The organism is Pseudomonas sp. R1-43-08, from assembly GCF_003852255.1.
Classification (GTDB): Bacteria; Pseudomonadota; Gammaproteobacteria; order Pseudomonadales; family Pseudomonadaceae; genus Aquipseudomonas.
Window position 1 is genome coordinate 5,239,921 of record NZ_CP027734.1, and the last position, 23,510, is coordinate 5,263,430.

Below are 23,510 nucleotides of genomic sequence, written 5' to 3' on the forward strand. Positions count from 1 at the left end.
AGGCAGCAAAGAATGCTCCGACAGGCTTTTCAGGTTGTTGCTCGGAACTCACCTCCCTACCCTTTTCCATCCGATAGCGCCACGGGCAGGCATCATGAATCCGATCGTTAAACCCGATGCAAGGCCATTGCAGAGCGTCACTAAGTAGAGGTATCGATATGGGTATGCACAACCCACCTCACCCAGGTGAAATATTGCTTGAAGATGTGATCCCGGCCCTGGGCATTACCATCACCGAAATGGCACGGCGGCTTGGCTTCGCCCGCGAAACCTTTTCAAGGATCCTGCATGGTCATGCGCCTGTCAGCCCCGACCTTGCCGTGAGGTTGGAGCGCGCTGGCGTAAGCAGCGCTCGGCTATGGCTGTCGATGCAAAGCGCCTACGACTTGTGGCAGGCCGAGCATCGTGAGCAGCCAGTGATCGAGCGGTTTGCGCGGATTGATTGAAGTCTGGAGACGAGCACGATCAGTGTGGGAGGGGGCTTGCTCCCGATAGCGGTGGTTCAGTGACAGTTGCTGAGACTGGCAAGCCCCCTCTCACATTGGATCTGCGTAGGGCTCAGGCCAGTCCGGACTCGGCCAGCAACGCTTCCAGCCCCATCAAGTCCGGCACCTTCGCTACATGTTCGCCCACCTGTACCGCCGCCAGCTCCAGCGGGCACAGCGGGACGTCCACGTAGCTCAGTTCACTATCGAGCTTGTACGAGCGCGGGATTCCCTGGATCACTAGCGCAATGAACTTCAAGGTCGGCCGCCCACCCAGGGCATTCAACACGACGATGCGTGAACGCTCACCGGTCATGCTGGCTTCGCCGCACACGGCTTCGAAGCTGATCAAGGGGATTTGCCGATCGCGCCAGGTCACTTGGCGCAGGTACCACGGCGGTGCATCGCTGGCCGGTTCGCCGCGTTGGAAGTCGATCAATTCGGCTACCGCAACGTTGGGCACTATCAGGTGACGGTCAGCCAGCGGCAGCAACAGCCCGGTGAGTTGGCTTGCGCGATGGTCAAGCATGGGACTTGCTCCAATAAGCGATGCTTTCCAGCAGCACCGACTCCTGGTACGGCTTGCCGAGGTAGTCGTTGACGCCGATGGCCATGGCGCGATCGCGGTGTTTCTGGCCGGTGCGCGAGGTGATCATGATGATCGGCAGGCGCATCAGGCGTGGATCGTTGCGCACTTGAATCGCCACTTCAAAGCCGTCCATGCGCGGCATTTCGATGTCGAGCAGCATCAGGTCCGGGGTGTGTTCCTCGAGCACGGCGAGGGCGTCGATGCCGTCCTTGGCGGTCAGCACGTTCATGCCATTGCGCTCCAGCAGGCGGCTGGTGACCTTGCGCACGGTGACCGAGTCGTCCACCACCAGCACCAACAGCGGGCGCTTATTCAGCGGGTCGTTGAGGGTCAGCGGCGCATCCACCGACTGCGCTGGCAACGCCGGTTGCCGCGCGCGGATATGCGCCAGCAGGTCGATGATCAACACCACGCGGCCATCGCCCAGGATCGTCGCCCCGGACAAGCCCTGAACGCCCGCAAACTGCGGCCCCAGGCCCTTGACCACAATCTCGCGGGTGCCGGCCATGGCATCCACATGTACCGCCACGTGCCGCTCATTGCACTGCATCAGCAACACCGGCACCGGCTGGTACTGGCCGAGCAGTTTGGGGCGGCTGACGGTGTGCAGCAGGTCGCCGAGGTAGAACAGTTCGTAGCCTTGGCCGGCATATTCATAGCGCGGCGGATCTTGCTGGTAGTGCCCGGCCAGTTCATGGGGCGGCACGCGCACCAGGCCGTCGATGGTATTGAGCGGAATCGCATACTGATCGTCCGCGCACTGCACCATCAGCGCACGGTTGACCGACACGGTAAACGGCAGGCGAATCCTGAAGTGCACACCCACGCCCGGGATCGAGTCGATCACCATCGAACCGCCAAGCTGGCGCACTTCTTCGTGCACCACGTCCATGCCCACACCGCGTCCGGAAATCTGGGTGATCTTTTCGGCGGTTGAAAACCCCGGCTGCAGGATGAACTGCAGCACGTCGCGGTCGCTGATCTCTTGATTGGGGTCGAGCAGGCCGCGCTTGATCGCCTTGCGGCGCACAGCTTCGAGGGGCACACCGGCGCCGTCGTCGCGCATGTCGAAGACGATGTCGCCGCCTTCGTGGGTCAGGTCCAGGGTGATGCGCCCCTTCTCCGGCTTGCCGGCCTGCAGGCGCACCTCGCGAGACTCCAGGCCATGGTCGACGGCGTTGCGCAGCATGTGTTCCAGCGGCGCCGCCATGCGTTCCAGGACGTTGCGGTCCATCTCGCCCTCGGCATTGCCGACCACGAATTCCACGTCCTTGCCCAGCTCGCCCGCCACTTGGCGCACGATGCGCTTGAGGCGCGGCAGCATGCGCTCGAACGGCACCATGCGCGTGCGCATCAGGCCTTCCTGCAACTGGGTGTTGATACGCGCCTGTTGCTGCAGCAGGTCATGGGCGTCCTGATTGCGGCGCTCGAGGGTTTCCTTGAGGTCGAGCAAATCGGAGGCCGATTCGGACAGCGCGCGGGACAACTGCTGCAATTGCGAATGGCGATCCATTTCCAGCGGGTCGAATTCTTCGTAGCCCAGGCGTTCGGCCTCGGCCTGCTGGCGGCTGAAAAGCCGGCTCTGGGTTTCGGTGTCGAGGCGGCGCAGTTGGTCGCGCATGCGCTCGATGGTGGTTTCCACTTCCGTGAGCGCAGTGCGTGCGTCGTTGACTTGTTGCTCGATACGGCCGCGGAAGATCGACGTTTCGCCGGCCAGGTTGACTAGGTCGTCGAGCAGTTCGGCGGATATCTTCACCATGTCGGCGGCCGGATCACCCGCCGCTTCCGCCTTACCCACCGGCAATGCCACCGGCACTACCGGCTCATCGCTGGGGTGCACCAGGCTTCTGATGCGCTCGATCAGCTTGTCCACCGAGCCCACCGGCAAGCCGTCCGCCACCGCATCGATCATCTGCGCCAGCCGGTCGTGGCAACCTTGCAGCAGCGCGAACAGCTCGGGTGACGGCGCGAGCAGCCCTGCGGACAGCCCCTCGTAGAGAAACTCCAGCTCGTGGGCCAGGTCGCCAATCGGGCCGATCTCGACCATGCGCGCGCCGCCCTTGAGGGTGTGCAGGTCACGCAGCAGGGTTTCCACTTCCTGGCGGTTGCCGGGTTCGGCCTGCCAGCGCAGCAACGCGCTGCCGGAGCTGTCGAGAATATCGGCAGCTTCCTCGAGGAAAATATCCAGCAGCTCGGGGTCGGCACCCGAGGCTTCCGGTGACGCGACCGGGGCCGCCGAAAGGCTGCTGTGGCGCAGTTCGCGCAACCGTGTGACCAGCTCGGCACTGTCGCTCAGGGGCTGGTGCTGATGCAGTTCCTCCAACTGCAAGGCCAGGCGTTCGTGGCTGGCCATCAGCAGCTGGGACAGCTCGGTGGAATAGCTGTAGCGGCGGTCTACCAGCCCCTCGTAGACACATTCCAGCTCCTGGGCCAGGTCGCCCACCGGGCCGATTTCGGCCATGCGCGCGCCGCCCTTGAGGGTGTGCAGGTCTCGCTGTAACGAGGACAACGGCGCCAGGCCGTCGGGCTCCAGCAACCAGCGCTTGAGCGATTGCCCGGCGCTGTCGAGGATATCCACCGCCTCTTCAAGGAAGATATCGACGATCTCATCGTCCATCGCCGTGTGCCGGCTCAGCTCCTCGGTCGCAGCACCCAGCTCGGCGACACTCAGGCCACGACTGCCGTCACGTTTGATCAGGCCGGTGGCAGAGGGATCGAGGGCGTCATCCAGCAACGCGCGCAGGGCCTGTACCCGTGCCGGCGCCGGGCTGATTTCCTGCCCGGCCGCCAGTTGGTCGAGCATATTGATCAGCGCTTCATGGGCCTGTTCGGCCTCCTGGAAGAACCGCTCGCTGACCGCCAGGCTGCTTTCTTCCACCGCGCCATACAGGTCGAGCAAGGCTTCGCACAATTGATCGATAGGGTGCAGGTCGGCAATGTGCGCGCCCTCGCCCAGGGTGGTCAGTTCGTCCAGCAGCGCAGTCAGCTCCTGGCGCTCGCCGGGGTGTTGCTGCCAGCGGCGCAGCAGGCTTTCGGCGTCGAGCAGGATGTCCATGCCCTGGGCCAGGAAGTTGCTGATCAGTTGCGGGTCGCACTTGACGCGCAGGCCGGTGCCGGGGGCGTTGAGCAGGTTTTCGAGCTGTTGGTCCAACAGGCCTTGGGTGCGCGTGATCAAGTCTGCGGCGCCCTTGATCGGCGCCAGGGGATCGCCGTCCAGGTCACGCAATCCCTTTTGCAACAGGCCCTCGGCTTCCAGCAACAACTCGATTTCGTCCAGGTCCAGCGGCACACGGTGCGCCTTGTATTCGCGGGTCAGGTGGTCGAGCGGACGTACCAGTTCGGCAATCGGCAACACGCCGGCCATGTAGGCGCTGCCCTTGAGGGTATGCAGGGCGCGTTGCAATTCATCACTGACCTGCAGCGGCAGGTGTTCGGCGGCCTGTTGCAGGAACTGGTCGAGGCTGTCCAGATGGCTCTGGGCTTCATTGCGGAAGATCTCCAGCAACATCGGATCGTGGGGCTCGGCAACCGGTACCTGGGCGCCGCTGGCCAACCCGTGGGCGCGGGCAGCGAGGGCGTCGACCTCATCGCGCTGGCGCTGGTCGTCGGTGGCGAAGTCGGCGATCAACTCCGGCAGCAGTGCCACCGCGTCATCCAGCACCTGCTGCACTTCAGGGCCCATGGCGACGTTGCGCTCAAGCACGCGGTTCAGCAGGTTTTCCACGGCCCAGGCCAGTTCCGCCATCACCAGGGCGCGGACCATACGGCCGCTGCCTTTCAGGGTGTGGAAGGCACGGCGCATTTCGCCCTGGGCGGTTTTTTCCGTGCTGTCGGGCAGGTAACGGTGCAGCACTTCGAGGACTTCATCGGCTTCCTCGAGGAAGACTTCGCGCAACTCATCGTCAATCGGCGCTTCGTCGGGTGGGGGCGGCTGCAAGCTCCCCGGGCGCTGCAGGGCCGGAGGGTTGAGGCGCGAGGTGGGACTGGCCAGCGCATCGAATTGGGACTGGCTTGGCGCGCTGTCGCCGGACAGGGCGCCGTCGGGCGCAGCCAGTGCCTGGCGCCAGGGTTTTTCCACCGGCAGGTAGCCCAGCGCGCTCAGGCCCTGGGTGGCCAGTTCCAGCACTTTTTCCCCGGCGGCGTCGGGGTCCTGGAGCATGCGTTCCAGGTAGTACTCCAGGCTGCTGATCACCTCGGCGAAATGCGCCAACGGCGCTTGGCCGGGCGCGGTATCGTTGACCATCAACTGCTCATCGACGTAATCGGTACAGCCGCGCATCAAGCTTGCCGCGCGAGGCAGTGGAATCATCGCCAGGGCGCCGCGCACCTGGCTCAGCAGTTCCGGCAGGGATTCCAGGCGTTGGCGGTCCCAATCGGCCTCGATGCAATCGATCACCAATTCTTTGGCCTGGCGCAGGCACTGGCAGGATTCGCGGATCACCAATTGGTGGATCTGGGTCAGGTCGGTGGTCGGCAGACGGCTCTCTTCGCGGCTCTCCGGCTCCACCGTGCCGACCATCCCGGCCAACGTGGCTTCGACGTAGAGCAACGCTCCGGCAACGTCCATCAGTACGGCGTCACTGGGTTCGCGCTGGCCCTGCACCAGGCTCAATACCACGGCGAGTTGGTCGATGATCACTTTGCGCGGCTGGCCGAAACCGAGCACCGCCAGGGTGTCGGCGATCTGGCGCAGCGGTGCCAGCAGCGGGTCAAGGTCCTGGGTGTGCTGGCGGTCGCTGCGCACGAACAGATCGAGGCGTTCCTTGACCCGCACCAGTTCTTCGCACAAGGCGCCGAGCACCGAGCCCATGGCGTTGCGGTCCGGCCCGGCCAGGCGCGCCCGCTCGGCATCCACCACGGCACTGTCGGGCAAGGCCTCGTCCAGGCCGTAGCGCTCCTTCAAACTTTGCATGCGCGGCGTCGGCCGGGTGACTTTGGCGACGTAGAACAGCAGGCTCTTGAGCAACTCATCCGGCGCCGGCTGGTTGATCCCGACAATGCCCTGGGCCAGCAGGCGCTTGAGTTGCTTGCCGCTGGCCTTGAGCAGGCTGCGCAGTGCCGGGCTGTTGGCGATCACCCCGGTGAGCATGCCTTCGACCAACGCCGAGGTGACCTGCCACAACGGCAACAGCGGCGCGCCCTGGCACAAAGCTTCGAGGCGCGCGAACACCCGCGCCATGTCTTCCAGGTTGCTCGGGCCGTGGTCCTCGCGCAGCAACCCGGCCAGGGCTTGCTGCAGCAGTGCGTGCCATTGGCGCAGTTGTTGGTGAATGTCCGGCGGTGTGCGTTGAGCCAGCGCCTCATCGGGCAGCGGTGCGATCGTCAGCAGCTGCGGGCTGAACAGGCTGGTCTCCGACAGCAGGCTTTCACCGCGGGCGCTGCGCAAATCGTTGAGCAGCGGCAACACCACCAGCGGCAGGTCGCGACGGGCGCTGTGCACGCGGTCCAGGTACAGCGGCAATTGGCCGAGGGCCTGTTGCAGCAGGCGGATGCTTTCGTCGCGCTGGCTGACCTGCCCGGCCTGCAGCGCGAGCGCCAGGGCTTCGATCTCTTCAGCCAGCAGGGCCGCGCCGTAGAACTCGACCATTTGCAGCGCGCCGTGCACCTGGTGGATACCGGCCAGGCACGCATCAATGCCGTCGCCGGTTTCAACATAAGCGTCCAGCGCCGAACGGGCCTGTTTCAGGGTTTCGGCAATGTCGCCCTTGACCCATTCGAGGGCCACGTAGTCGTGCCGATCAACCATAACTGCTCCGCTTAGAATTCATGAGTTGCTGGTGTTCTTGAAACCAATGGAGATCAACTGTGGGAGGGGGCTTGCTCCCTCCCACATTTGGATCGCATTTCAGTCATCTGCCTGTTTGGCTGCCGGCAAGGTAAAACCTGACACCGACCTGCGCAACTGACTGGCCATCTTCGCCAGGTTACCAATACTTTCGGCGGTCGCCGTGGAACCGGACGACGTCTGCGTGGTGATCTGCTGGATCACATTCATGGTCAGGGAAATCTGCCCCGCCGACGAGGTCTGCTGCTGCGCCGCGTTCGAGATGCTCTGGATCAGCGCCGCCAGGGTTTTCGAGACGCCTTCGATCTCTTCCAGCGCCACCCCGGCGTCCTGGGCCAGCCGTGCGCCGCGCACCACTTCGGTGGTGGTCTGTTCCATGGAAATCACGGCTTCATTGGTGTCGGCCTGGATCGCCCGCACCAGGGTTTCGATCTGCCGGGTGGCGGCCGATGAGCGCTCGGCCAGCCGTTGCACTTCATCGGCCACCACCGCAAAACCGCGCCCGGCATCCCCGGCCATGCTCGCCTGGATCGCGGCATTCAGGGCGAGAATGTTGGTCTGGTCGGCGATGTCGTCGATCAGGCTGACGATGTCGCCGATCTCCTGGGACGATTCCCCCAGGCGCTTGATGCGCTTGGCGGTGTCCTGGATCTGTTCGCGGATGTTATCCATGCCGTGGATGGTGTTGTGCACCACCTCGTTGCCCTTGTTGGCGATCTCTACCGAACGCTCCGCCACCGCTGAGGACTCGGCGGCGTTGGCCGACACCTGGTCGATGGACTGGGCCATCTGGTTGATCGCGGTGGAGGCTTCGGCGATCTGCTGGGCCTGATGCTCCGAGGCCTGGGCCAGGTGCATGGCGGTGGCCTGGGTCTCCTGCACCGCGCCGGCGACTTGCCCGGCGGTGAGGTTGATGGTCGCCACCAGGTCGCGCAGCTGATCCACCGAATAGTTGATCGAATCGGCAATGGTGCCGGTGAAGTCTTCGGTGACCGAGGCCGTGACGGTCAGGTCGCCGTCAGCCAAGTCTTCGATTTCGTCCAGCAGACGCATGATCGCGTTCTGATTGCGCTCATTTTTCTCGGCGGTTTCATGCAGTTGGCGGTTGGTCTCGCGCACCATCACCAGGCCGATCAGGATGATCGAGGCCAGCGCCAGCAGCCCCAGCCCATAGCCACCCAGGGTATCCAGGCTGCGCCCGCCGGCCAGGTTCTCAAAACCGGTGGCCAGGTGCGAGGCTTCATCGAGCAGGGTTTGCGACAGGTTGAAAATATTGCCCGCCGAAGCGCGTACCTGAAACAGCTGTGGTGAGGTTTCGAGAATTTCATCGACGGAACCCGAGACGAATTCGAACAGTTCGGCAATTTCCCCCAACCGGGCGCGGGCATCAGGGTCTTCGACCTGGGTGATGCGCAGGCCGGGGTTGCCGTTGAGCACCACGCCAAAACGGTTGGCGTCGCGACCGAAGGCATCGGCGGCCTGCACCGCGGTTTCGTCGCCGGCGAGCACGGTGTTGACCGCGCCCAGGATGCGCTCTGCCAGCAATGACTGGCGCTGGGCCAGTGCCACCTGGCTCGCAGGGGCGCCGCGCTGGAGCAATATGTCGACGACTTTTTCCGACTCTATCTGCAACTGCGGCACGGTCTCGGCGAGGGTGGCGGCCACCTGGTGCAATGACAGCACGGTCTGTTCGCTGGCGAGAATGGCATCGGTATTTTTCAGCAGGGCTTCCCAGTCGGTCTGCACCGCACGCATTTCAGCGCGTACGGCGCTGGGTGCGGCCGGCAGGCCGGTTTGCGGGTCGCCTTTTTTTAAGTAGCCCCAGCGCTGGGCAAAGTCGTTGCGCGCCTCGCCCAGCAATTTGAACGCGGCCGCCTTGCCGGCGGCGGCTTCGGTGGCGTTCTTGGCAATGCGCTGGGACAGCACCCGCAGTTCGCCCGCGTGGCCGATGTACTGTTTGTCGTAGGTGGACTGGGTGTTGAGGTACGCGAAGTTGGCGAACAGCAGCATGATGAACACGATCAGGGCGATAAACAGCACGATGATCTGCGAGCGGCTGCGCGAGGCGGCCTGGGGCTTGGGCGTGGTCACGGTGCTCATGCGGCGACATCCATGAAGCCTGGAACCTGGGCCAGGGCGAAGGGGCTGAAGACCTGCCACTGCGGGTCACCATCGAATTGGCCCTGGATAAACGGCGCGCCAGCGGCGGTACTCGCCTGCCAGGCGTCCAGTGCGAAATGCTGCATGCCTACCACCTCGTCCACCAGCAACCCGACAAACAGATCGTTGAATTCCACCACCAGCACCCGCCGTTGCTTGCGCGCCTTGGACAGTGCCTGGCCGAGGAACCCGCCCAGGTCCATCACCGGCAGCAGGCGCCCGCGCAGGTTGGCCCCGCCCTTGACCCAGGGCTTGACGCCAGGCATCAGGGTGCAGCGCGGCTCATGCAGTACCTCGGCGACTTCGCCCATGGGCGCCACAAACCATTGTTGCCCCAGGCGAAAGCCAATCCCGCTCCAGCGTTGCAGGCGGGTTTCCTGGGACGGCAGGTCGGCGGCCAGCAGGCGGCAGCGGCGGTCGATGTCCAGCAGCAGCTCAAAGGCGGTTTGCGACTCGGTCATGATGGCGTGCCGTCAGCCGGCCAGCACCTTGTTCAGCGTGGCGATCAGGGTTTCTTCATCGACCGGCTTGGTCAGGTAGTCCTTGGCGCCCTGGCGAGTGCCCCACACCTTGTCGGTTTCCTGGTCTTTAGTGGTGATAATGATCACCGGGATGTGCTCGGTTTCTTTGTCTTTGGTCAGTTGGCGCGTGGCCTGGAACCCATTGAGGCCCGGCATCACGATGTCCATCAATACCGCGTCAGGTTTTTCCTGGCGGGCAAGCGCCACACCATCGCCGCCATTGGCGGCCTTGAGAACCTCGTGACCATGCTTTTCCAGCATGCCGGTCAGTTTGTACATTTCGGTCGGCGAATCGTCGACGATCAGAACACGTGCCATGGTTTTCCCCACTACATTGGTCGGCGCCGGCCCCTTTGAGGCGGCGTCAGTGTGCTTGTTCTACTGCGGCGAAGGCAGGCACATAGGCCTTGATCGCACCCAGCAGTTCTTCCTTGCTGAAAGGCTTGGTCAAAAACTGATCGACACCCACGATACGCCCCTTGGCCTTGTCGAACAGGCCGTCCTTGGAGGACAGCATGATCACCGGGATCGACTTGAACGCCGGGTTATTCTTCACCAGCGCGCAGGTCTGGTAGCCATCCAGGCGCGGCATCATGATGTCGACAAAGATAATGTGCGGGTGATGGTCCACGATTCGGGCCAGGGCATCGAAACCGTCGATGGCCGTGATGACCTCGCACCCCATGTTCTTCAACAGCGTCTCGGCGGTGCGGCGGATCGTTTTCGAATCGTCGATCACCATCACTCTCAAGGCGTTGGAATGCTGTTCCATAGTTGCTCTACCATCGCCACAGCGAATCGGTTTTCGGTGTGTACTGCCTGATCTCTCACAGAATGAGCGCCACAAGCCTTGGAATTCAAGGGCTGCTGCGCCGTGGCAGTCTTTTTAGCACAGTCTCCGGGCGCAATCTATCGAGGCGCCCGCCTGGTGGTTTTTCCTTGACCCACAACAGCCGCAGCGCCACTCTGACGCCACTTTTATGCGCCCTAATTTGCTAGAGGAAATCCCCCATGAGCGTTCGCGTCGGCATTGTCATGGACCCTATCGCCAGCATTTCCTATAAAAAGGACAGCTCGCTGGCCATGCTCCTGGCCGCCCAGGCCCGCGGCTGGAGCCTGTTCTATATGGAACAGCGCGACCTTTACCAGGGCGACGGCGAGGCCCGTGCGCGGATGCGCCCGTTGCAGGTATTCGCCAACCCCGAGAAGTGGTTCGAACTGCAGGATGAAGTCGACAGCCCCCTGAGCGACCTGGACGTGATCCTGATGCGCAAGGACCCGCCGTTCGACATGGAATTCGTTTATTCCACCTACCTGCTGGAGCAGGCCGAACGCGCCGGCGTGTTGATCGTCAACAAGCCGCAAAGCCTGCGCGACTGCAATGAAAAACTGTTCGCCACGCTGTTCCCGCAGTGCACACCGCCGACCGTGGTCAGCCGCCGCGCCGACGTGCTGCGTGAGTTCGCCGCCAAGCACGGTGATGTGATCCTCAAGCCGCTGGACGGCATGGGCGGCACCTCGATCTTCCGTCACCGCGCGGGCGACCCGAACCTCTCGGTGATCCTGGAAACCCTGACCGCGCTGGGCACCCAGCAGATCATGGGCCAGGCCTATCTGCCAGCGATCAAGGACGGCGACAAACGCATCCTGATGATCGACGGCGAGCCGGTGGATTATTGCCTGGCGCGCATCCCGGCGGCCGGCGAGACCCGTGGCAACCTGGCGGCCGGTGGCCGTGGTGAAGCGCGGCCGTTGTCGGACAAGGACCGCTGGATCGCCGCTCAAGTCGGCCCGACCCTTCGCGAAAAAGGTCTGCTGTTCGTAGGACTTGACGTAATTGGCGAAAACCTCACCGAGATCAACGTCACCAGCCCGACCTGTATTCGCGAGATTGATAACGCATTTGGCACGAACATCGGCGAAATGCTGATGGCGGCCATTGAGCGCAAGCTACAAGCCAAGTGACATAGAACAGCCGGACATAAACCAACATTGCGTTATCATGCGCCACCTGTGAAACGCGCGATGTTGGTTTTCTTGTCATGACGCTCCCGTCCGAACTGCCCCCCGAACTCTCCCACAGCGGCGTGCGCCCGGCTGATCGGCTCGGATTTACCCTGTTCCTGGCAGCGCTGATTCACCTCGCACTGATCCTCGGCCTGGGCTTCACCATGGTCGAGCCCAAGCAGATCACCAAAACCCTGGAAATCACGCTGGCCACCTTCAAGAGCGATAAAAAGCCCGAGAAGGCCGATTTTCTCGCCCAGGAGAACCAGCAAGGCAGCGGCACGCTCGACAAGAAAGCCGTGCCCAAGACCACCGAAGTGGCGCCGTTCCAGGACAACAAGGTCAACAAAGTCACCCCACCGCCGGCTCCCAGGCCTGAAGTCAAACAGGCCACGCCCAAGGCTGCCGTGACCACGGTTGCGCCCAAACCGCAAAAAGCTCCGACCCAGCGCGAAAAGACCAAGACCGAGCCCAAACCCGAGCCCGTCAAGCCTGCGCCGACGTTCGACAGTTCGACGCTGTCCGACGAAATTTCCAGCCTCGAAGCCGAACTGGCCCACGAACAGCAACTCTACGCCAAGCGCCCGCGCATCTACCGCCTGAACGCCGCCTCGACCATGCGCGACAAAGGCGCCTGGTATAAGGACGAATGGCGCAAGAAAGTCGAGCGCATCGGCAACCTCAACTATCCGGAGGAGGCGCGCCGCCAGCAGATCTACGGCAATTTGCGCTTGCTGGTGTCGATCAACCGCGATGGTTCGCTGTATGAAGTGCAGGTACTGGAGTCGTCCGGCCAGCCCTTGCTGGACCAGGCCGCCCAGCGCATCGTGCGCCTGGCCGCGCCCTTCGCGCCTTTTACGGGCGACTTGAACGATGTGGACCGCCTGGAAATCATCCGCACCTGGAAATTCGCCAAGGGTGACCGCCTTTCCAGCAACTGATCGCCGGATCGTTCGCCGGATCGTTCCCACGCTCCGCGTGGGAATGCTGCCCCGGACGCTCCGCGTCCTGTTTTAAAGCCGCGACGCTGAGCGTCACCGGATACATTCCCACGCGGAGCGTGGGAACGATCAGCACTGACCCTCGCCACCAGGAAACTCCCAGCTTGTCAGTTCGCCCCTCCAACGCCACACTAGTGGACATGAAAAATGTCAGCCCGACCTACCTCAAGCACCACTTCCTGATCGCCATGCCACATATGGCCGACCCGAACTTTGCGCAGACCTTGACCTACATCGTCGAGCACACGGCCAATGGTGCCATGGGGTTGGTGGTGAACCGCCCGCAGGAGCTGAACCTGGCCGATATCCTCGAGCAGCTGCGCCCGGAAATCGATCCGCCAGCCAGCTGCCAGGACGTGCCGATCTACATCGGCGGGCCGGTGCAGACCGATCGCGGCTTCGTGTTGCACCCCACCGGGCCGACGTTCCAGGCCACGGTAGACCTTGAGGGCGTCTCGCTGTCCACGTCCCAGGATGTGTTGTTCGCGATTGCCGACGGCGTCGGCCCCGAGCAAAGTGTGATCACCCTGGGATACGCCGGCTGGGAAGCCGGGCAATTGGAGGCCGAACTGGCCAGCAATGCCTGGCTGACTTGCCCGTTCGACGCCGACATCCTCTTCAACACCGCCAGCGAACTGCGCCTGGAAGCCGCCGCCGCCAAGCTGCGGGTCAACCTCAGCCTGTTGACCAGCCAGGCGGGGCACGCCTGATGGCTTTGCGTCTGATCCTGGGGTTCGACTACGGCACCAAACAGATCGGCGTGGCAGTGGGCCAGGTGATTACCGGCCAGGCCCGCGAGCTGTGCACATTGAAGGCCCAGAACGGCGTGCCGGACTGGAACCAGGTCGAAGCGCTGATCAAGGAATGGAAGCCCGATGCCGTCGTGGTCGGCCTGCCCCTGAACATGGACGGCACGCCCAGCGAAATGTGCCTGCGCGCCGAAAAGTTCGCGCGCCGCCTCAATGGCCGCTACAACCTGCCCTTCTATACCCACGACGAGCGCCTGACCACCTTTGAAGCCAAGGGCGAGCGCCGTGACCGTGGCGGGCAAAAGGGCAGTTACCGCGACAACCCGGTGGACGCCATCGCCGCCGCCCTGTTGCTACAGGGCTGGCTGGATGAAAACACCGCTTTATTTGAATCCTGACTGACGCGGCTTGCTGCTATGCCGCTTTTGTAGGAGCGAGCTTGCTCGCGAAGAACTCACAGGCACCGCGTACATCCAGGCTTCACGCGTTATCGTTGACGTTTCTCGCGAGCAAGCTCGCTCCTACACACTTAATGAGGAGCCACCATGAGCCTGCCCAATCCCGCCGAACTGATCAGCCAGATGGCGATACGCCTCACGGCGCACCTTGAGCAACGCGCCATCAGCGAACCGCGCTTTATCGGCATCCGCACCGGCGGTGTGTGGGTGGCCCAGGCATTGCTGGGAGAGCTGGGCAGCGACTCACCCCTGGGCACGCTGGATGTGTCCTTCTACCGTGACGATTTCAGCCAGAACGGCCTGCATCCGCAAGTGCGCCCCTCGCAGCTGCCGTTCGAGATCGAAGGCCAGCACCTGGTGCTGATCGACGACGTATTGATGAGCGGCCGTACCATACGCGCAGCCATGAATGAGCTGTTCGACTACGGCCGCCCGGCCAGTATCACCCTGGTGTGCCTGCTGGACCTGGAGGCTGGGGAATTGCCGATCAGCCCGGATGTGGTCGGTGCGACGCTGTCTTTGCAAGCCCACCAGCGGGTAAAATTGTCCGGTCCAACGCCGCTCGAACTCGAACTGCAAGACCTTGCCCTTTAACCCGCCTTGTAAAAGAGTCCCCGCGATGACGCCTCTAGATGCCAAGCGCCCGCTGCAGCTCAATGCTCAGGGTCAGTTGCAACATTTCTTGTCCCTCGATGGTTTGCCCCGCGAACTGCTCACCGAAATCCTCGACACCGCTGACTCGTTCCTCGAAGTCGGTGGCCGGGCGGTGAAAAAAGTCCCGCTGCTGCGCGGCAAGACCATCTGCAATGTGTTCTTCGAGAACTCCACGCGCACCCGCACCACCTTTGAGCTGGCCGCCCAACGGCTGTCGGCCGACGTGATCACGCTGAACGTGTCCACCTCGTCGGCCAGCAAAGGCGAAACCCTGCTCGACACCTTGCGCAACCTGGAGGCCATGGCCGCCGACATGTTTGTGGTACGCCATGGCGATTCCGGCGCGGCGCATTTCATCGCTGAACATGTCTGCCCGAATGTAGCGATCATCAATGGCGGCGATGGCCGCCACGCCCACCCGACCCAGGGCATGCTCGACATGCTTACCATCCGTCGGCACAAAGGCAGCTTTGAAAACCTCTCGGTGGCCATCGTCGGCGACATCCTGCACTCGCGGGTCGCGCGCTCGAACATGCTGGCCCTGAAGACTTTGGGCTGCCCGGACATTCGCGTGATCGCGCCGAAAACCTTGCTGCCCGTTGGGGTCGAACAGTACGGCGTGAAGGTCTACACCGACATGGCCGAAGGCCTCAAGGATGTCGACGTGGTGATCATGTTGCGCCTGCAACGCGAACGCATGGCCGGTGGCCTGCTGCCGAGCGAGGGCGAGTTCTACCGCCTGTTCGGCCTGACCACCGCACGCCTGGCCGGTGCCAAGCCGGATGCCATCGTGATGCACCCCGGCCCGATCAACCGAGGGGTGGAAATCGAGTCGGCGGTGGCGGACGGCCCGCAGTCGGTGATTCTCAACCAGGTGACCTACGGCATCGCCATCCGCATGGCCGTGCTGTCCATGGCCATGAGCGGGCAAACCGCGCAACGTCAATTCGAGCAGGAGAACGCCCAGTGAAGCTCAGCATCCTCGGCGCCCGCGTCATCGATCCGGCCAGTGGCCTGGATCGCGTTACCGACCTTCATCTGGACGCCGGCAAGATCGTCGCCATTGGCGCAGCGGCGGCAGGCTTTCTTGCCGTCGAGAGCATCGACGCCAAAGGCCTGGTGGCCGCGCCAGGGCTGGTGGACCTTAACGTCGCCCTGCGCGAGCCGGGCTACAGCCGCAAAGGCAACATCACCAGCGAAACCCGCGCGGCCGCCGCCGGTGGCGTGACCAGCCTGTGCTGCCCGCCGAACACCAAGCCGATCCTGGACACCTCGGCGGTCACCGAGTTGATCCTCGACCGTGCTCGTGAAGCGGGTAATTGCAAAGTGTTCCCTGTCGGCGCCTTGAGCAAAGGCCTGGAAGGCGAACAACTGGCTGAGCTGATCGCCTTGCGCGACGCCGGCTGCGTGGCGTTCAGCAACGGCCTGGAAAGCTTTCGCAGCAGCCGTACCTTGTGCCGTGCCCTGGAATATGCGGCCACCTTCGACCTGACGGTGATCTTTCATTCCCAGGACCGCGACCTGGCCGAAGGCGGCCTGGCCCATGAAGGCGCGGTGGCCAGCTTCCTCGGCTTGCCGGGCATCCCGGAAACCGCGGAAACCGTGGCCCTGGCCCGTGATTTGTTGCTGGTGGAACAAAGCGGCGTACGCGCGCACTTCAGCCAACTGACCAGCGCCCGCGGCGTCGCCCTGATCGCCCAGGCCCAGGCGCGCGGCTTGCCGGTGACGGCAGACGTGGCGCTGTACCAGCTGATCCTGACCGATGAGGCGCTGATCGACTTCTCCAGCCTCTATCACGTGCAGCCGCCCCTGCGCACCCTGGCCGACCGTGAAGGTTTGCGCGCGGCGGTGAAGTCGGGTGTGGTCTCGGCGATTTCCAGCCACCACCAGCCTCACGAGCGCGATGCCAAGCTGGCGCCGTTTGGCGCCACCGAGCCGGGAATCAGCAGCGTCGAGCTGCTGCTGCCGCTGGCGATGACCTTGGTGGAGGATGGCTTGCTGGACCTGCCTACGCTGCTGGCACGGCTGAGCACCGGCCCGGCCCAGGCCTTGCGCTTGCCGGCGGGCCAGCTGGCGGTGGGTGCGGCGGCGGACCTGGTGCTGTTTGACCCGGCCAGCTCCACGGTTGCCGGGGAGCACTGGCTGTCCAAGGGGGAGAATTGCCCGTTCATTGGCCACAGCCTGCCGGCAACGGTGCGGTACACATTGATGGATGGGCGGATCAGCTACCAGGCCTGAAGCGGGCACGGTAAAAAATGTGGGAGGGGGCTTGCTCCCTCCCACATTGGTTCTCTATTAGGCTTAAGCAATCAGCGCCCGTTGTTGCGCTCGGCATTGCGGATCGAAATCTGGCTGTTCAACGTCCAGAAGTCATACAGCACCCCCACCAGGAACAAACCACCGGTCAGCAGGTAGATCAGGCCGGTGATCCATTTGCCCTGGTACATCCGGTGCACACCGAACACGCCCAGGAACGCCAACAGAATCCAGGCCACGTTGTACTCGATGGGCCCGGCGGTAAAACGCAGGTCGGCTTCACGGTCCATGGCCGGAATCAGGAACAGGTCGATCAGCCAGCCGATGCCGAGCAGGCCGAAGGTAAAAAACCAGATCGTGCCGGTGACCGGCTTGCCGTAATAGAAGCGATGCGCTCCGGTAAAACCGAAAATCCATAGCAGGTAACCGATCACCTTGCTGTGGGTGTCTTGCTGCGAAGTAACCTGTTGATAGGTGTTCATGAACTACCTCTTTTCACTCAATAGATAAATTTGTTCATTTTTTTTGTGACTTTTTTACGAGCGCCCGACGTACGGCAAATGGTATCTTCCTGCCCTCAAAGCCTTATGCCGCCTGACTTGTGTCGGACAATTGCGGCGAATCGTCGCGTTTTTGCTGAATTTGACCCCAAGGTTCAGTCGACAAACGGCCTGAGAACGACACCAAAACCTGTTATAAAGTTGCGCGCAAACCCATAAGAGCCACGCCTAATGCGACCATTTTTCAAGACATGGCTAACCATTTGCCTATTAATGCCACTGGCCGCCCACGCCACCAATCGTGAGCAACGTCTTCCAAACGTTAACGGTTTTACCCCTAAAGTTCATAGCACGCCCAGCACCGCCAAATCGGTAAAGCCGACTGTCAGCCGCCCGACTCAACTGAGCAAGGCCCACGGTAAAACGCTTTCCACCCAGCTGGCCGTGAATACCAAGCAAAGCAGCGATGTTCTCAGCCGTGCCGTCAACGTGCTCGGTACTCCTTATCGTTGGGGCGGCAGCAGCCCAAGTAAAGGGTTCGACTGCAGCGGCCTGGTGAAATATGCGTTCAACGATGTCAAAGCCGTGGATTTGCCGCGTACGTCCAACGCCATGGCCGCCGGCCACGGGTTGAAAGTCGATCGCAAAGACCTGAAGCCGGGCGACTTGCTGTTCTTCAAGCTCAAGAGCCGCCAGGTCAACCACGTTGCCATCTACCTGGGCAACGACCGCTTCATCCACGCGCCACGTCGTGGCAAGTCGGTGAGCATCGACACGCTGAAAAAGCCGTTCTGGGACAAGAACTACGTGATCGCCAAGCGGGTGCTGCCCAAAGAGCAGAACAGCAACCTGCGAATCGTGCAGCGCTGATTCCAAGCTGAAATACAGTTAAACAATGTAGGAGGGGGCTTGCTCCCGATAGCAGAGTGTCATTCAACAGATTTGTTGGCTGATCAACCGCTATCGGGAGCAAGCCCCCTCCCACATTTGGTTTCATTGTTTGCTGAATCTCATATGTCTGCCGGCACCCTCGCCTGTTCCCGTGCGTCGTCCCGACTGATCACGCCCTGCGCGACCAACGCCTTCAAACTCATATCCAGCGTTTTCATCCCCACTGCCCCACCGGTCTGGATGGCCGAGACCATCTGCGCCACCTTGTCTTCGCGGATCAGATTACGAATGGCCGGCGTGCCCAGCATGATCTCGTGAGCCGCTACCCGTCCGCCGCCGACCTTCTTCACCAGCACTTGGGAAACCACCGCCTGCAGCGACTCCGACAGCATCGAGCGGACCATGGCCTTTTCCACGGCCGGGAACACGTCCACCAACCTGTCTACCGTCTTTGCCGCCGAGGTGGTGTGCAAGGTGCCAAATACCAGATGGCCGGTCTCAGCGGCCGTCAGCGCCAGGCGGATGGTTTCCAGGTCACGCAGCTCGCCCACCAGGATCACATCCGGGTCTTCGCGTAGCGCCGAGCGCAGGGCCACCGAAAAGCTGTGGGTATCGCGATGCACCTGTCGCTGGTTGATCAACGCCATTTTCGGCCTGTGGATAAATTCAATGGGGTCTTCCAGCGTGAGGATGTGCTGGCGCCGATGCCGATTCAGGTAATCGATCATCGCCGCCAACGTGGTGGACTTGCCCGACCCGGTGGGCCCGGTCACCAGCACCAGGCCACGGGGTAACAGCGCGATACGCTGGAACACCTCGCCCAAGCCAAGGCTTTCCAGGCTCTGGATGTCGGTGGGGATCGTGCGAAACACTGCGCCAACGCCACGCGCCTGCTGGAACACATTCGCGCGAAAGCGCGCCACGCCGGGCAGCTCGAACGCAAAATCCGTTTCAAGAGATGTTTCGAAATCCTTTTGTTGGTATTGGTTGAGCAAAGGGCTCAGTAAATCCGCCACTTGCGTGCCGGCCAGTATCGGGCTGTCCAGCGGCCAGACCTCGCCATCGATGCGCAGCATCGGCGCCAGGCCGGCCGACAGATGCAAGTCGGAGGCGCCTCGGCGCACGCTGGCCGTCAGTAATTCAGTGATATCCATAGGGCTTTCCATTTCCAGTAGAATGCCGCGGACTCCATATCCACGGGCGCAACTTGAATGTCGACGATAGCAGACAACATCGGCCTGGTTAGCCAGCGCATCCGCGCCGCCGCCGACGCCGTGCAGCGTGACGCAAGCAGCATCCACCTGCTGGCCGTGAGCAAGACCAAACCGGCGCAAGCCGTGCGCGAAGCCTTTGCCGCCGGAATGTATGACTTTGGTGAAAACTATCTGCAGGAAGCCCTGGGCAAACAGGCCGAATTAACCGACTTGCCCTTGAGTTGGCACTTCATCGGCCCCATTCAATCGAACAAGACTCGCGCGATCGCCGAGAACTTCGCTTGGGTGCATTCCGTGGACCGCCTGAAAATCGCACAACGCCTGTCCGAACAACGCCCTGCCGACCTGCCGGCGCTGAATATCTGCATCCAGGTCAACGTCAGTGGCGAAGCCAGCAAGTCCGGCTGTACGCCCCCCGACCTGCCGGCCCTGGCCAACGCCATCAGCGCCCTGCCGCGCCTGAAGCTGCGGGGCCTGATGGCGATCCCCGAGCCGACTGACGATCGCGCGGCGCAGGATGCGGCGTTCGCCACGGTGCGCGAGCTGCAAGCCAGCCTGAACCTGCCACTCGACACACTTTCCATGGGCATGAGCCACGACCTCGAGTCGGCCATCGCTCAAGGCGCCACCTGGGTGCGGATCGGTACCGCGCTGTTTGGCGCCCGCGACTACGGCCAGCCGTGAAATGGCTGACGTTCATCTAGCTAAGGACCTGTCATGAAAGACATGCGTATTGCCTTTATCGGCGCCGGTAACATGGCAGCCAGCCTGATCGGCGGCCTGCGGGCCAAGGGCCTGGACGCTGCGCAGATTCGCGCCAGCGATCCCGGCGCCGAAACCCGCGCCCGCGTCAGCGCCGAACACGGCATTGAAACCTTTGCCGACAACGCCGAAGCCACCCAGGGCGTCGACGTCATTGTGCTGGCGGTCAAGCCCCAGGCCATGAAGGCCGTGTGCGAAAGCCTGCGCCCAAGCCTGCAGGCGCATCAGCTGGTGGTGTCCATCGCCGCCGGCATCACCTGCGCCAGCATGAACACCTGGCTCGGTGCCCAACCGATCGTACGTTGCATGCCGAATACGCCGTCCTTGTTGCGCCAGGGCGTGAGCGGCTTGTACGCCACCGCCGACGTCAGCGCCGCACAGCGTGACCAGGCCCAGCAACTGTTATCCGCCGTGGGCATCGCCCTGTGGCTGGAGCAGGAGCAGCAACTGGACGCAGTCACCGCCGTTTCCGGCAGCGGCCCGGCGTACTTCTTCCTGTTGATCGAAGCCATGACCGCCGCCGGCGTGAAACTGGGCCTGCCTGCCGACGTTGCCGAGCAACTGGCCGAGCAAACCGCCCTGGGCGCCGCGAAGATGGCGGTGACCAGCGAGGTGGATGCGGCCGAGCTGCGCCGTCGCGTCACGTCCCCGGGCGGCACCACCCATGCCGCCATCGAATCATTCCAGGCCGGCGGCTTTGAGGCCCTGGTGGAAAAAGCACTGGGTGCTGCGGCACACCGTTCCGCCGAAATGGCTGAGCAACTGGGCAAATAGTCGTCACTTACCAAGGTAAACAAACATGCTCGGAATCAATGACGCTGCCATCTTCATCATCCAGACCCTGGGCAGCCTGTACCTGCTGATTGTGCTGATGCGCTTTATCCTGCAACTGGTGCGGGCGAACTTCTACAACCCGTTGTGCCAGTTCGTGGTCAAGGCCACCCAACCGCTGCTCAAGCCGCTGCGCCGGGTGATCCCGAGCCTGTTCGGGCTGGACATGTCGTCGCTGGTACTGGCACTGCTGCTGCAGATCCTGCTGTTCGTGGTGATCCTGATGCTCAATGGCTACCAGGCCTTCACGGTGCTGCTGTTGCCATGGGCGCTGATCGGTATTTTCTCGCTGTTTTTGAAGATCATCTTCTGGTCGATGATCATCAGCGTGATCCTCTCGTGGGTCGCCCCCGGCAGCCGCAGTCCGGGCGCCGAGCTGGTCTACCAGATCACCGAACCGGTGCTGGCGCCGTTCCGTCGCCTGATCCCCAACCTGGGCGGCCTGGATATTTCGCCGATCTTCGCGTTTATCGCGATCCAGCTGATCCAGAGCTGGGTGATTCCACGGCTGGCGTTTTATGCGTTCATGCCTAAAGAACTGTTCGGCCTGATCTGACAATACGCTGGAAAATGTGGGAGGGGGCTTGCCCTAATGCCAGTCAGTTAAGAAGTAGAAAGGGTAAAAGTAACCTGTGGCGAGGGAGCTTGCTCCCGCTGGACTGCGCAGCAGTCCCATTTTTGGGGCCGCTTCGCGGCCCAGCGGGAGCAAGCTCCCTCGCCACAGGTACAGTGTTCGTCCTTAACTGACTGGCATTAGGGCTTGCCCCCTCCCACATTTTGTATCTGTGTACCAGCGCAGGCCTTTGCTTGCCGCTGGGTCCAGTGGTCTTTAGACTTACGCCTCATTTAAACGAGAGCAGGGTCGATGCCAACTGCCTTCCCCCCGATTCCGTTGGACTGGTCGTGCCCCAAATGGCGCACTTCAGCGAACCCTTGGCCCTGGCCTGCGGCCGTTCGCTGCCCGCCTACGACCTGATCTACGAAACCTACGGCCAACTCAACGCCACGGCGAGCAACGCCGTGCTGATCTGCCACGCCTTGTCCGGCCACCATCACGCTGCGGGCTTCCACAGCGTCGACGAGCGCAAGCCCGGCTGGTGGGACAGCTGCATCGGCCCCGGCAAGCCCATCGACACCAACAAGTTCTTCGTGGTCAGCCTGAACAACCTCGGCGGCTGCAACGGTTCCACCGGCCCCAGCAGCCTCAACCCGGAGACCGGCAAGCCCTTCGGCGCCGACTTCCCGGTACTCACCGTGGAAGACTGGGTGCACAGCCAGGCGCGCCTCGCCGACCGGCTGGGCATCGACCAATGGGCGGCCGTGATCGGTGGCAGCCTGGGCGGCATGCAAGCCCTGCAATGGACCATCACCTACCCGGATCGCGTGCGCCACTGCCTCGCGATCGCCTCGGCGCCCAAGTTGTCGGCGCAGAACATTGCCTTCAACGAAGTTGCGCGCCAGGCCATCCTCACCGACCCGGAGTTCCACGGTGGTTCGTTCCAGGAAGCGGGGGTGATCCCCAAGCGTGGCCTGATGCTGGCGCGGATGGTCGGGCACATCACCTACCTGTCCGATGATTCCATGGGCGAGAAATTCGGCCGTGGCCTCAAGAGCGAGAAGCTCAACTACGACTTCCACAGCGTCGAGTTCCAGGTGGAAAGCTACCTGCGTTATCAGGGCGAGGAGTTCTCCGGGCGTTTCGACGCCAACACCTACCTGCTGATGACCAAGGCCCTGGACTACTTCGACCCGGCCGCGAACTTCAATGACGACCTGGCGAAAACCTTCGAGCAGGCCACGGCCAAGTTCTGCGTGATGTCGTTCACCACCGACTGGCGCTTCTCGCCGGCGCGCTCCCGCGAGCTGGTGGACGCCCTGATGGCTGCGCGCAAAGACGTCTGCTACCTGGAGATCGATGCACCGCAAGGCCACGACGCCTTCCTGATTCCGATTCCCCGTTATCTGCAGGCGTTCAGTAACTACATGAACCGTATTGCACTGTGAGAACGCCATGAGAGCCGACCTGGAAATCATCCAAGACTGGATCCCCGCCGGCAGCCGCGTGCTCGACCTGGGCTGCGGTGATGGCGAGCTGCTGAGCTGGCTGCGCGACAACAAGCAAGTCACCGGCTACGGCCTGGAAAACGACCCGGACAACATCGCCCAGTGCGTGGCCAAGGGCATCAACGTGATCGAGCAGGACCTGGACAAGGGCCTGGGCAACTTTGCCAGCGACAGCTTCGACATCGTGGTGATGACCCAGGCCCTGCAAGCGGTGCACTACCCGGACCGTATCCTCGACGAAATGCTGCGCGTCGGCCGCCAGTGCATCATCACCTTCCCCAACTTCGGGCACTGGCGCTGCCGCTGGTACCTGGCCACCAAGGGCCGCATGCCGGTGTCGGACTTCCTGCCGTACACCTGGTACAACACGCCGAACATCCACTTCTGCACCTTCGAAGACTTCGAAGCCCTGTGTGGCGAGCGTGAGGCCAAGGTGATCAACCGCCTTGCCGTCGATCAACAACATCGCCACGGCTGGGCGAGTAAGCTATGGCCCAACCTGTTGGGCGAAATCGGTATCTACCGGGTCAGCAGCCCTGGCCTGACCGACCACAAGATTGCCGTCTAATCATTATCAAGAGGG

21 protein-coding genes and 1 pseudogene are annotated in these 23,510 nt (G+C 62.7%); 14 read left to right on the plus strand and 8 right to left on the minus strand.

Going from position 1 to position 23,510, the window contains the following annotated elements; all coding sequences use genetic code 11:
- The first annotated feature begins 158 nt into the window (after nucleotides 1-158).
- Entirely contained in the window at nucleotides 159-446 is a 288-nt protein-coding gene (locus C4J87_RS24155; protein WP_124368680.1) for a HigA family addiction module antitoxin, read from the plus strand.
- A gap of 112 nt (nucleotides 447-558) precedes the next feature.
- Here C4J87_RS24155 and C4J87_RS24160 read toward each other — a convergent pair whose 3' ends face one another.
- The 6 genes from C4J87_RS24160 to pilG all read right to left on the minus strand — a co-directional run bounded on the left by C4J87_RS24160 (nucleotide 559) and on the right by pilG (nucleotide 10,312).
- A complete protein-coding gene (locus C4J87_RS24160) occupies nucleotides 559-1,014 on the minus strand; it encodes a chemotaxis protein CheW (protein ID WP_124364792.1) in 456 nt (151 codons plus the stop codon).
- Complete coding sequence (locus C4J87_RS24165) at nucleotides 1,007-6,820, minus strand: Hpt domain-containing protein (RefSeq protein WP_124368681.1); 5,814 nt, start codon at nucleotides 6,818-6,820, stop codon at nucleotides 1,007-1,009. Before C4J87_RS24165 ends, C4J87_RS24160 begins: the two co-directional genes overlap by 8 nt.
- Before the next feature lie 99 nt (nucleotides 6,821-6,919).
- Nucleotides 6,920-8,959 carry a methyl-accepting chemotaxis protein gene (locus C4J87_RS24170; protein ID WP_124368682.1) on the minus strand — a complete coding sequence of 680 codons (2,040 nt, stop codon included), beginning with the start codon at nucleotides 8,957-8,959 and terminating at the stop codon, nucleotides 6,920-6,922.
- Nucleotides 8,956-9,480: a chemotaxis protein CheW gene (locus tag C4J87_RS24175; RefSeq protein ID WP_124368683.1), complete on the minus strand. Its 525-nt coding sequence runs from the start codon at nucleotides 9,478-9,480 to the stop codon at nucleotides 8,956-8,958. The genes C4J87_RS24170 and C4J87_RS24175 overlap by 4 nt, the downstream gene beginning before the upstream one ends.
- Before the next feature lie 12 nt (nucleotides 9,481-9,492).
- The gene (gene pilH, locus C4J87_RS24180; RefSeq protein ID WP_034116227.1) at nucleotides 9,493-9,858 is read right to left on the minus strand and encodes a twitching motility response regulator PilH; all 366 of its coding nucleotides are present in this window, start codon (nucleotides 9,856-9,858) and stop codon (nucleotides 9,493-9,495) included.
- A gap of 46 nt (nucleotides 9,859-9,904) precedes the next feature.
- Entirely contained in the window at nucleotides 9,905-10,312 is a 408-nt protein-coding gene (gene pilG, locus C4J87_RS24185; RefSeq protein WP_124364796.1) for a twitching motility response regulator PilG, read from the minus strand.
- 239 nt (nucleotides 10,313-10,551) lie between these two features.
- Between pilG and gshB the strand changes: the two genes are divergently transcribed.
- The 7 genes from gshB to C4J87_RS24225 all read left to right on the plus strand — a co-directional run bounded on the left by gshB (nucleotide 10,552) and on the right by C4J87_RS24225 (nucleotide 16,647).
- A complete protein-coding gene (gene gshB / locus C4J87_RS24190) occupies nucleotides 10,552-11,505 on the plus strand; it encodes a glutathione synthase (RefSeq protein WP_124368684.1) in 954 nt (317 codons plus the stop codon).
- A gap of 77 nt (nucleotides 11,506-11,582) precedes the next feature.
- On the plus strand, nucleotides 11,583-12,488 hold the full coding sequence (locus C4J87_RS24195) for an energy transducer TonB (protein WP_124368685.1): 906 nt from the start codon (nucleotides 11,583-11,585) through the stop codon (nucleotides 12,486-12,488).
- Nucleotides 12,489-12,688: 200 nt separating this feature from the next.
- Nucleotides 12,689-13,258: a YqgE/AlgH family protein gene (locus tag C4J87_RS24205; RefSeq protein ID WP_124368687.1), complete on the plus strand. Its 570-nt coding sequence runs from the start codon at nucleotides 12,689-12,691 to the stop codon at nucleotides 13,256-13,258.
- On the plus strand, nucleotides 13,258-13,695 hold the full coding sequence (gene ruvX, locus C4J87_RS24210) for a Holliday junction resolvase RuvX (protein ID WP_003213744.1): 438 nt from the start codon (nucleotides 13,258-13,260) through the stop codon (nucleotides 13,693-13,695). Before C4J87_RS24205 ends, ruvX begins: the two co-directional genes overlap by 1 nt.
- 147 nt (nucleotides 13,696-13,842) lie before the next feature.
- Entirely contained in the window at nucleotides 13,843-14,349 is a 507-nt protein-coding gene (gene pyrR, locus C4J87_RS24215; RefSeq protein WP_124368688.1) for a bifunctional pyr operon transcriptional regulator/uracil phosphoribosyltransferase PyrR, read from the plus strand.
- 25 nt (nucleotides 14,350-14,374) lie between these two features.
- Nucleotides 14,375-15,379, plus strand: a complete 1,005-nt coding sequence (locus C4J87_RS24220; RefSeq protein WP_124364800.1) for an aspartate carbamoyltransferase catalytic subunit — start codon at nucleotides 14,375-14,377, stop codon at nucleotides 15,377-15,379.
- Nucleotides 15,376-16,647, plus strand: coding sequence for a dihydroorotase (locus tag C4J87_RS24225; protein ID WP_124368689.1), 1,272 nt, complete (start codon nucleotides 15,376-15,378; stop codon nucleotides 16,645-16,647). The genes C4J87_RS24220 and C4J87_RS24225 overlap by 4 nt, the downstream gene beginning before the upstream one ends.
- Nucleotides 16,648-16,718: 71 nt before the next feature.
- Here C4J87_RS24225 and C4J87_RS24230 read toward each other — a convergent pair whose 3' ends face one another.
- The gene (locus C4J87_RS24230; protein ID WP_124368690.1) at nucleotides 16,719-17,147 is read right to left on the minus strand and encodes an NINE protein; all 429 of its coding nucleotides are present in this window, start codon (nucleotides 17,145-17,147) and stop codon (nucleotides 16,719-16,721) included.
- A 249-nt stretch (nucleotides 17,148-17,396) separates the two neighbouring features.
- On the opposite strand from C4J87_RS24230, the gene C4J87_RS24235 reads away from it, so the two are divergent.
- Complete coding sequence (locus C4J87_RS24235) at nucleotides 17,397-18,035, plus strand: C40 family peptidase (RefSeq protein ID WP_124368691.1); 639 nt, start codon at nucleotides 17,397-17,399, stop codon at nucleotides 18,033-18,035.
- A gap of 140 nt (nucleotides 18,036-18,175) precedes the next feature.
- On the opposite strand, the gene C4J87_RS24240 is transcribed toward C4J87_RS24235, so the two are convergent.
- Complete coding sequence (locus C4J87_RS24240) at nucleotides 18,176-19,210, minus strand: type IV pilus twitching motility protein PilT (RefSeq protein WP_124368692.1); 1,035 nt, start codon at nucleotides 19,208-19,210, stop codon at nucleotides 18,176-18,178.
- Between the two features lie 57 nt (nucleotides 19,211-19,267).
- Between C4J87_RS24240 and C4J87_RS24245 the strand changes: the two genes are divergently transcribed.
- The 5 genes and pseudogenes from C4J87_RS24245 (at nucleotide 19,268) to metW (ending at nucleotide 23,495) form a co-directional block, all read left to right on the plus strand.
- A complete protein-coding gene (locus C4J87_RS24245; protein ID WP_124368693.1) occupies nucleotides 19,268-19,954 on the plus strand; it encodes a YggS family pyridoxal phosphate-dependent enzyme in 687 nt (228 codons plus the stop codon).
- Nucleotides 19,955-19,987: 33 nt separating this feature from the next.
- Complete coding sequence (gene proC, locus C4J87_RS24250; RefSeq protein WP_124368694.1) at nucleotides 19,988-20,806, plus strand: pyrroline-5-carboxylate reductase; 819 nt, start codon at nucleotides 19,988-19,990, stop codon at nucleotides 20,804-20,806.
- 25 nt (nucleotides 20,807-20,831) lie between these two features.
- On the plus strand, nucleotides 20,832-21,419 hold the full coding sequence (locus C4J87_RS24255; protein WP_124364807.1) for a YggT family protein: 588 nt from the start codon (nucleotides 20,832-20,834) through the stop codon (nucleotides 21,417-21,419).
- Nucleotides 21,420-21,728: 309 nt separating this feature from the next.
- Nucleotides 21,729-22,867, plus strand: a pseudogene (locus C4J87_RS24260) (homoserine O-acetyltransferase).
- Nucleotides 22,868-22,874: 7 nt separating this feature from the next.
- A complete protein-coding gene (metW, locus tag C4J87_RS24265) occupies nucleotides 22,875-23,495 on the plus strand; it encodes a methionine biosynthesis protein MetW (RefSeq protein WP_124364809.1) in 621 nt (206 codons plus the stop codon).
- The last annotated feature ends 15 nt before the right edge of the window (nucleotides 23,496-23,510 follow it).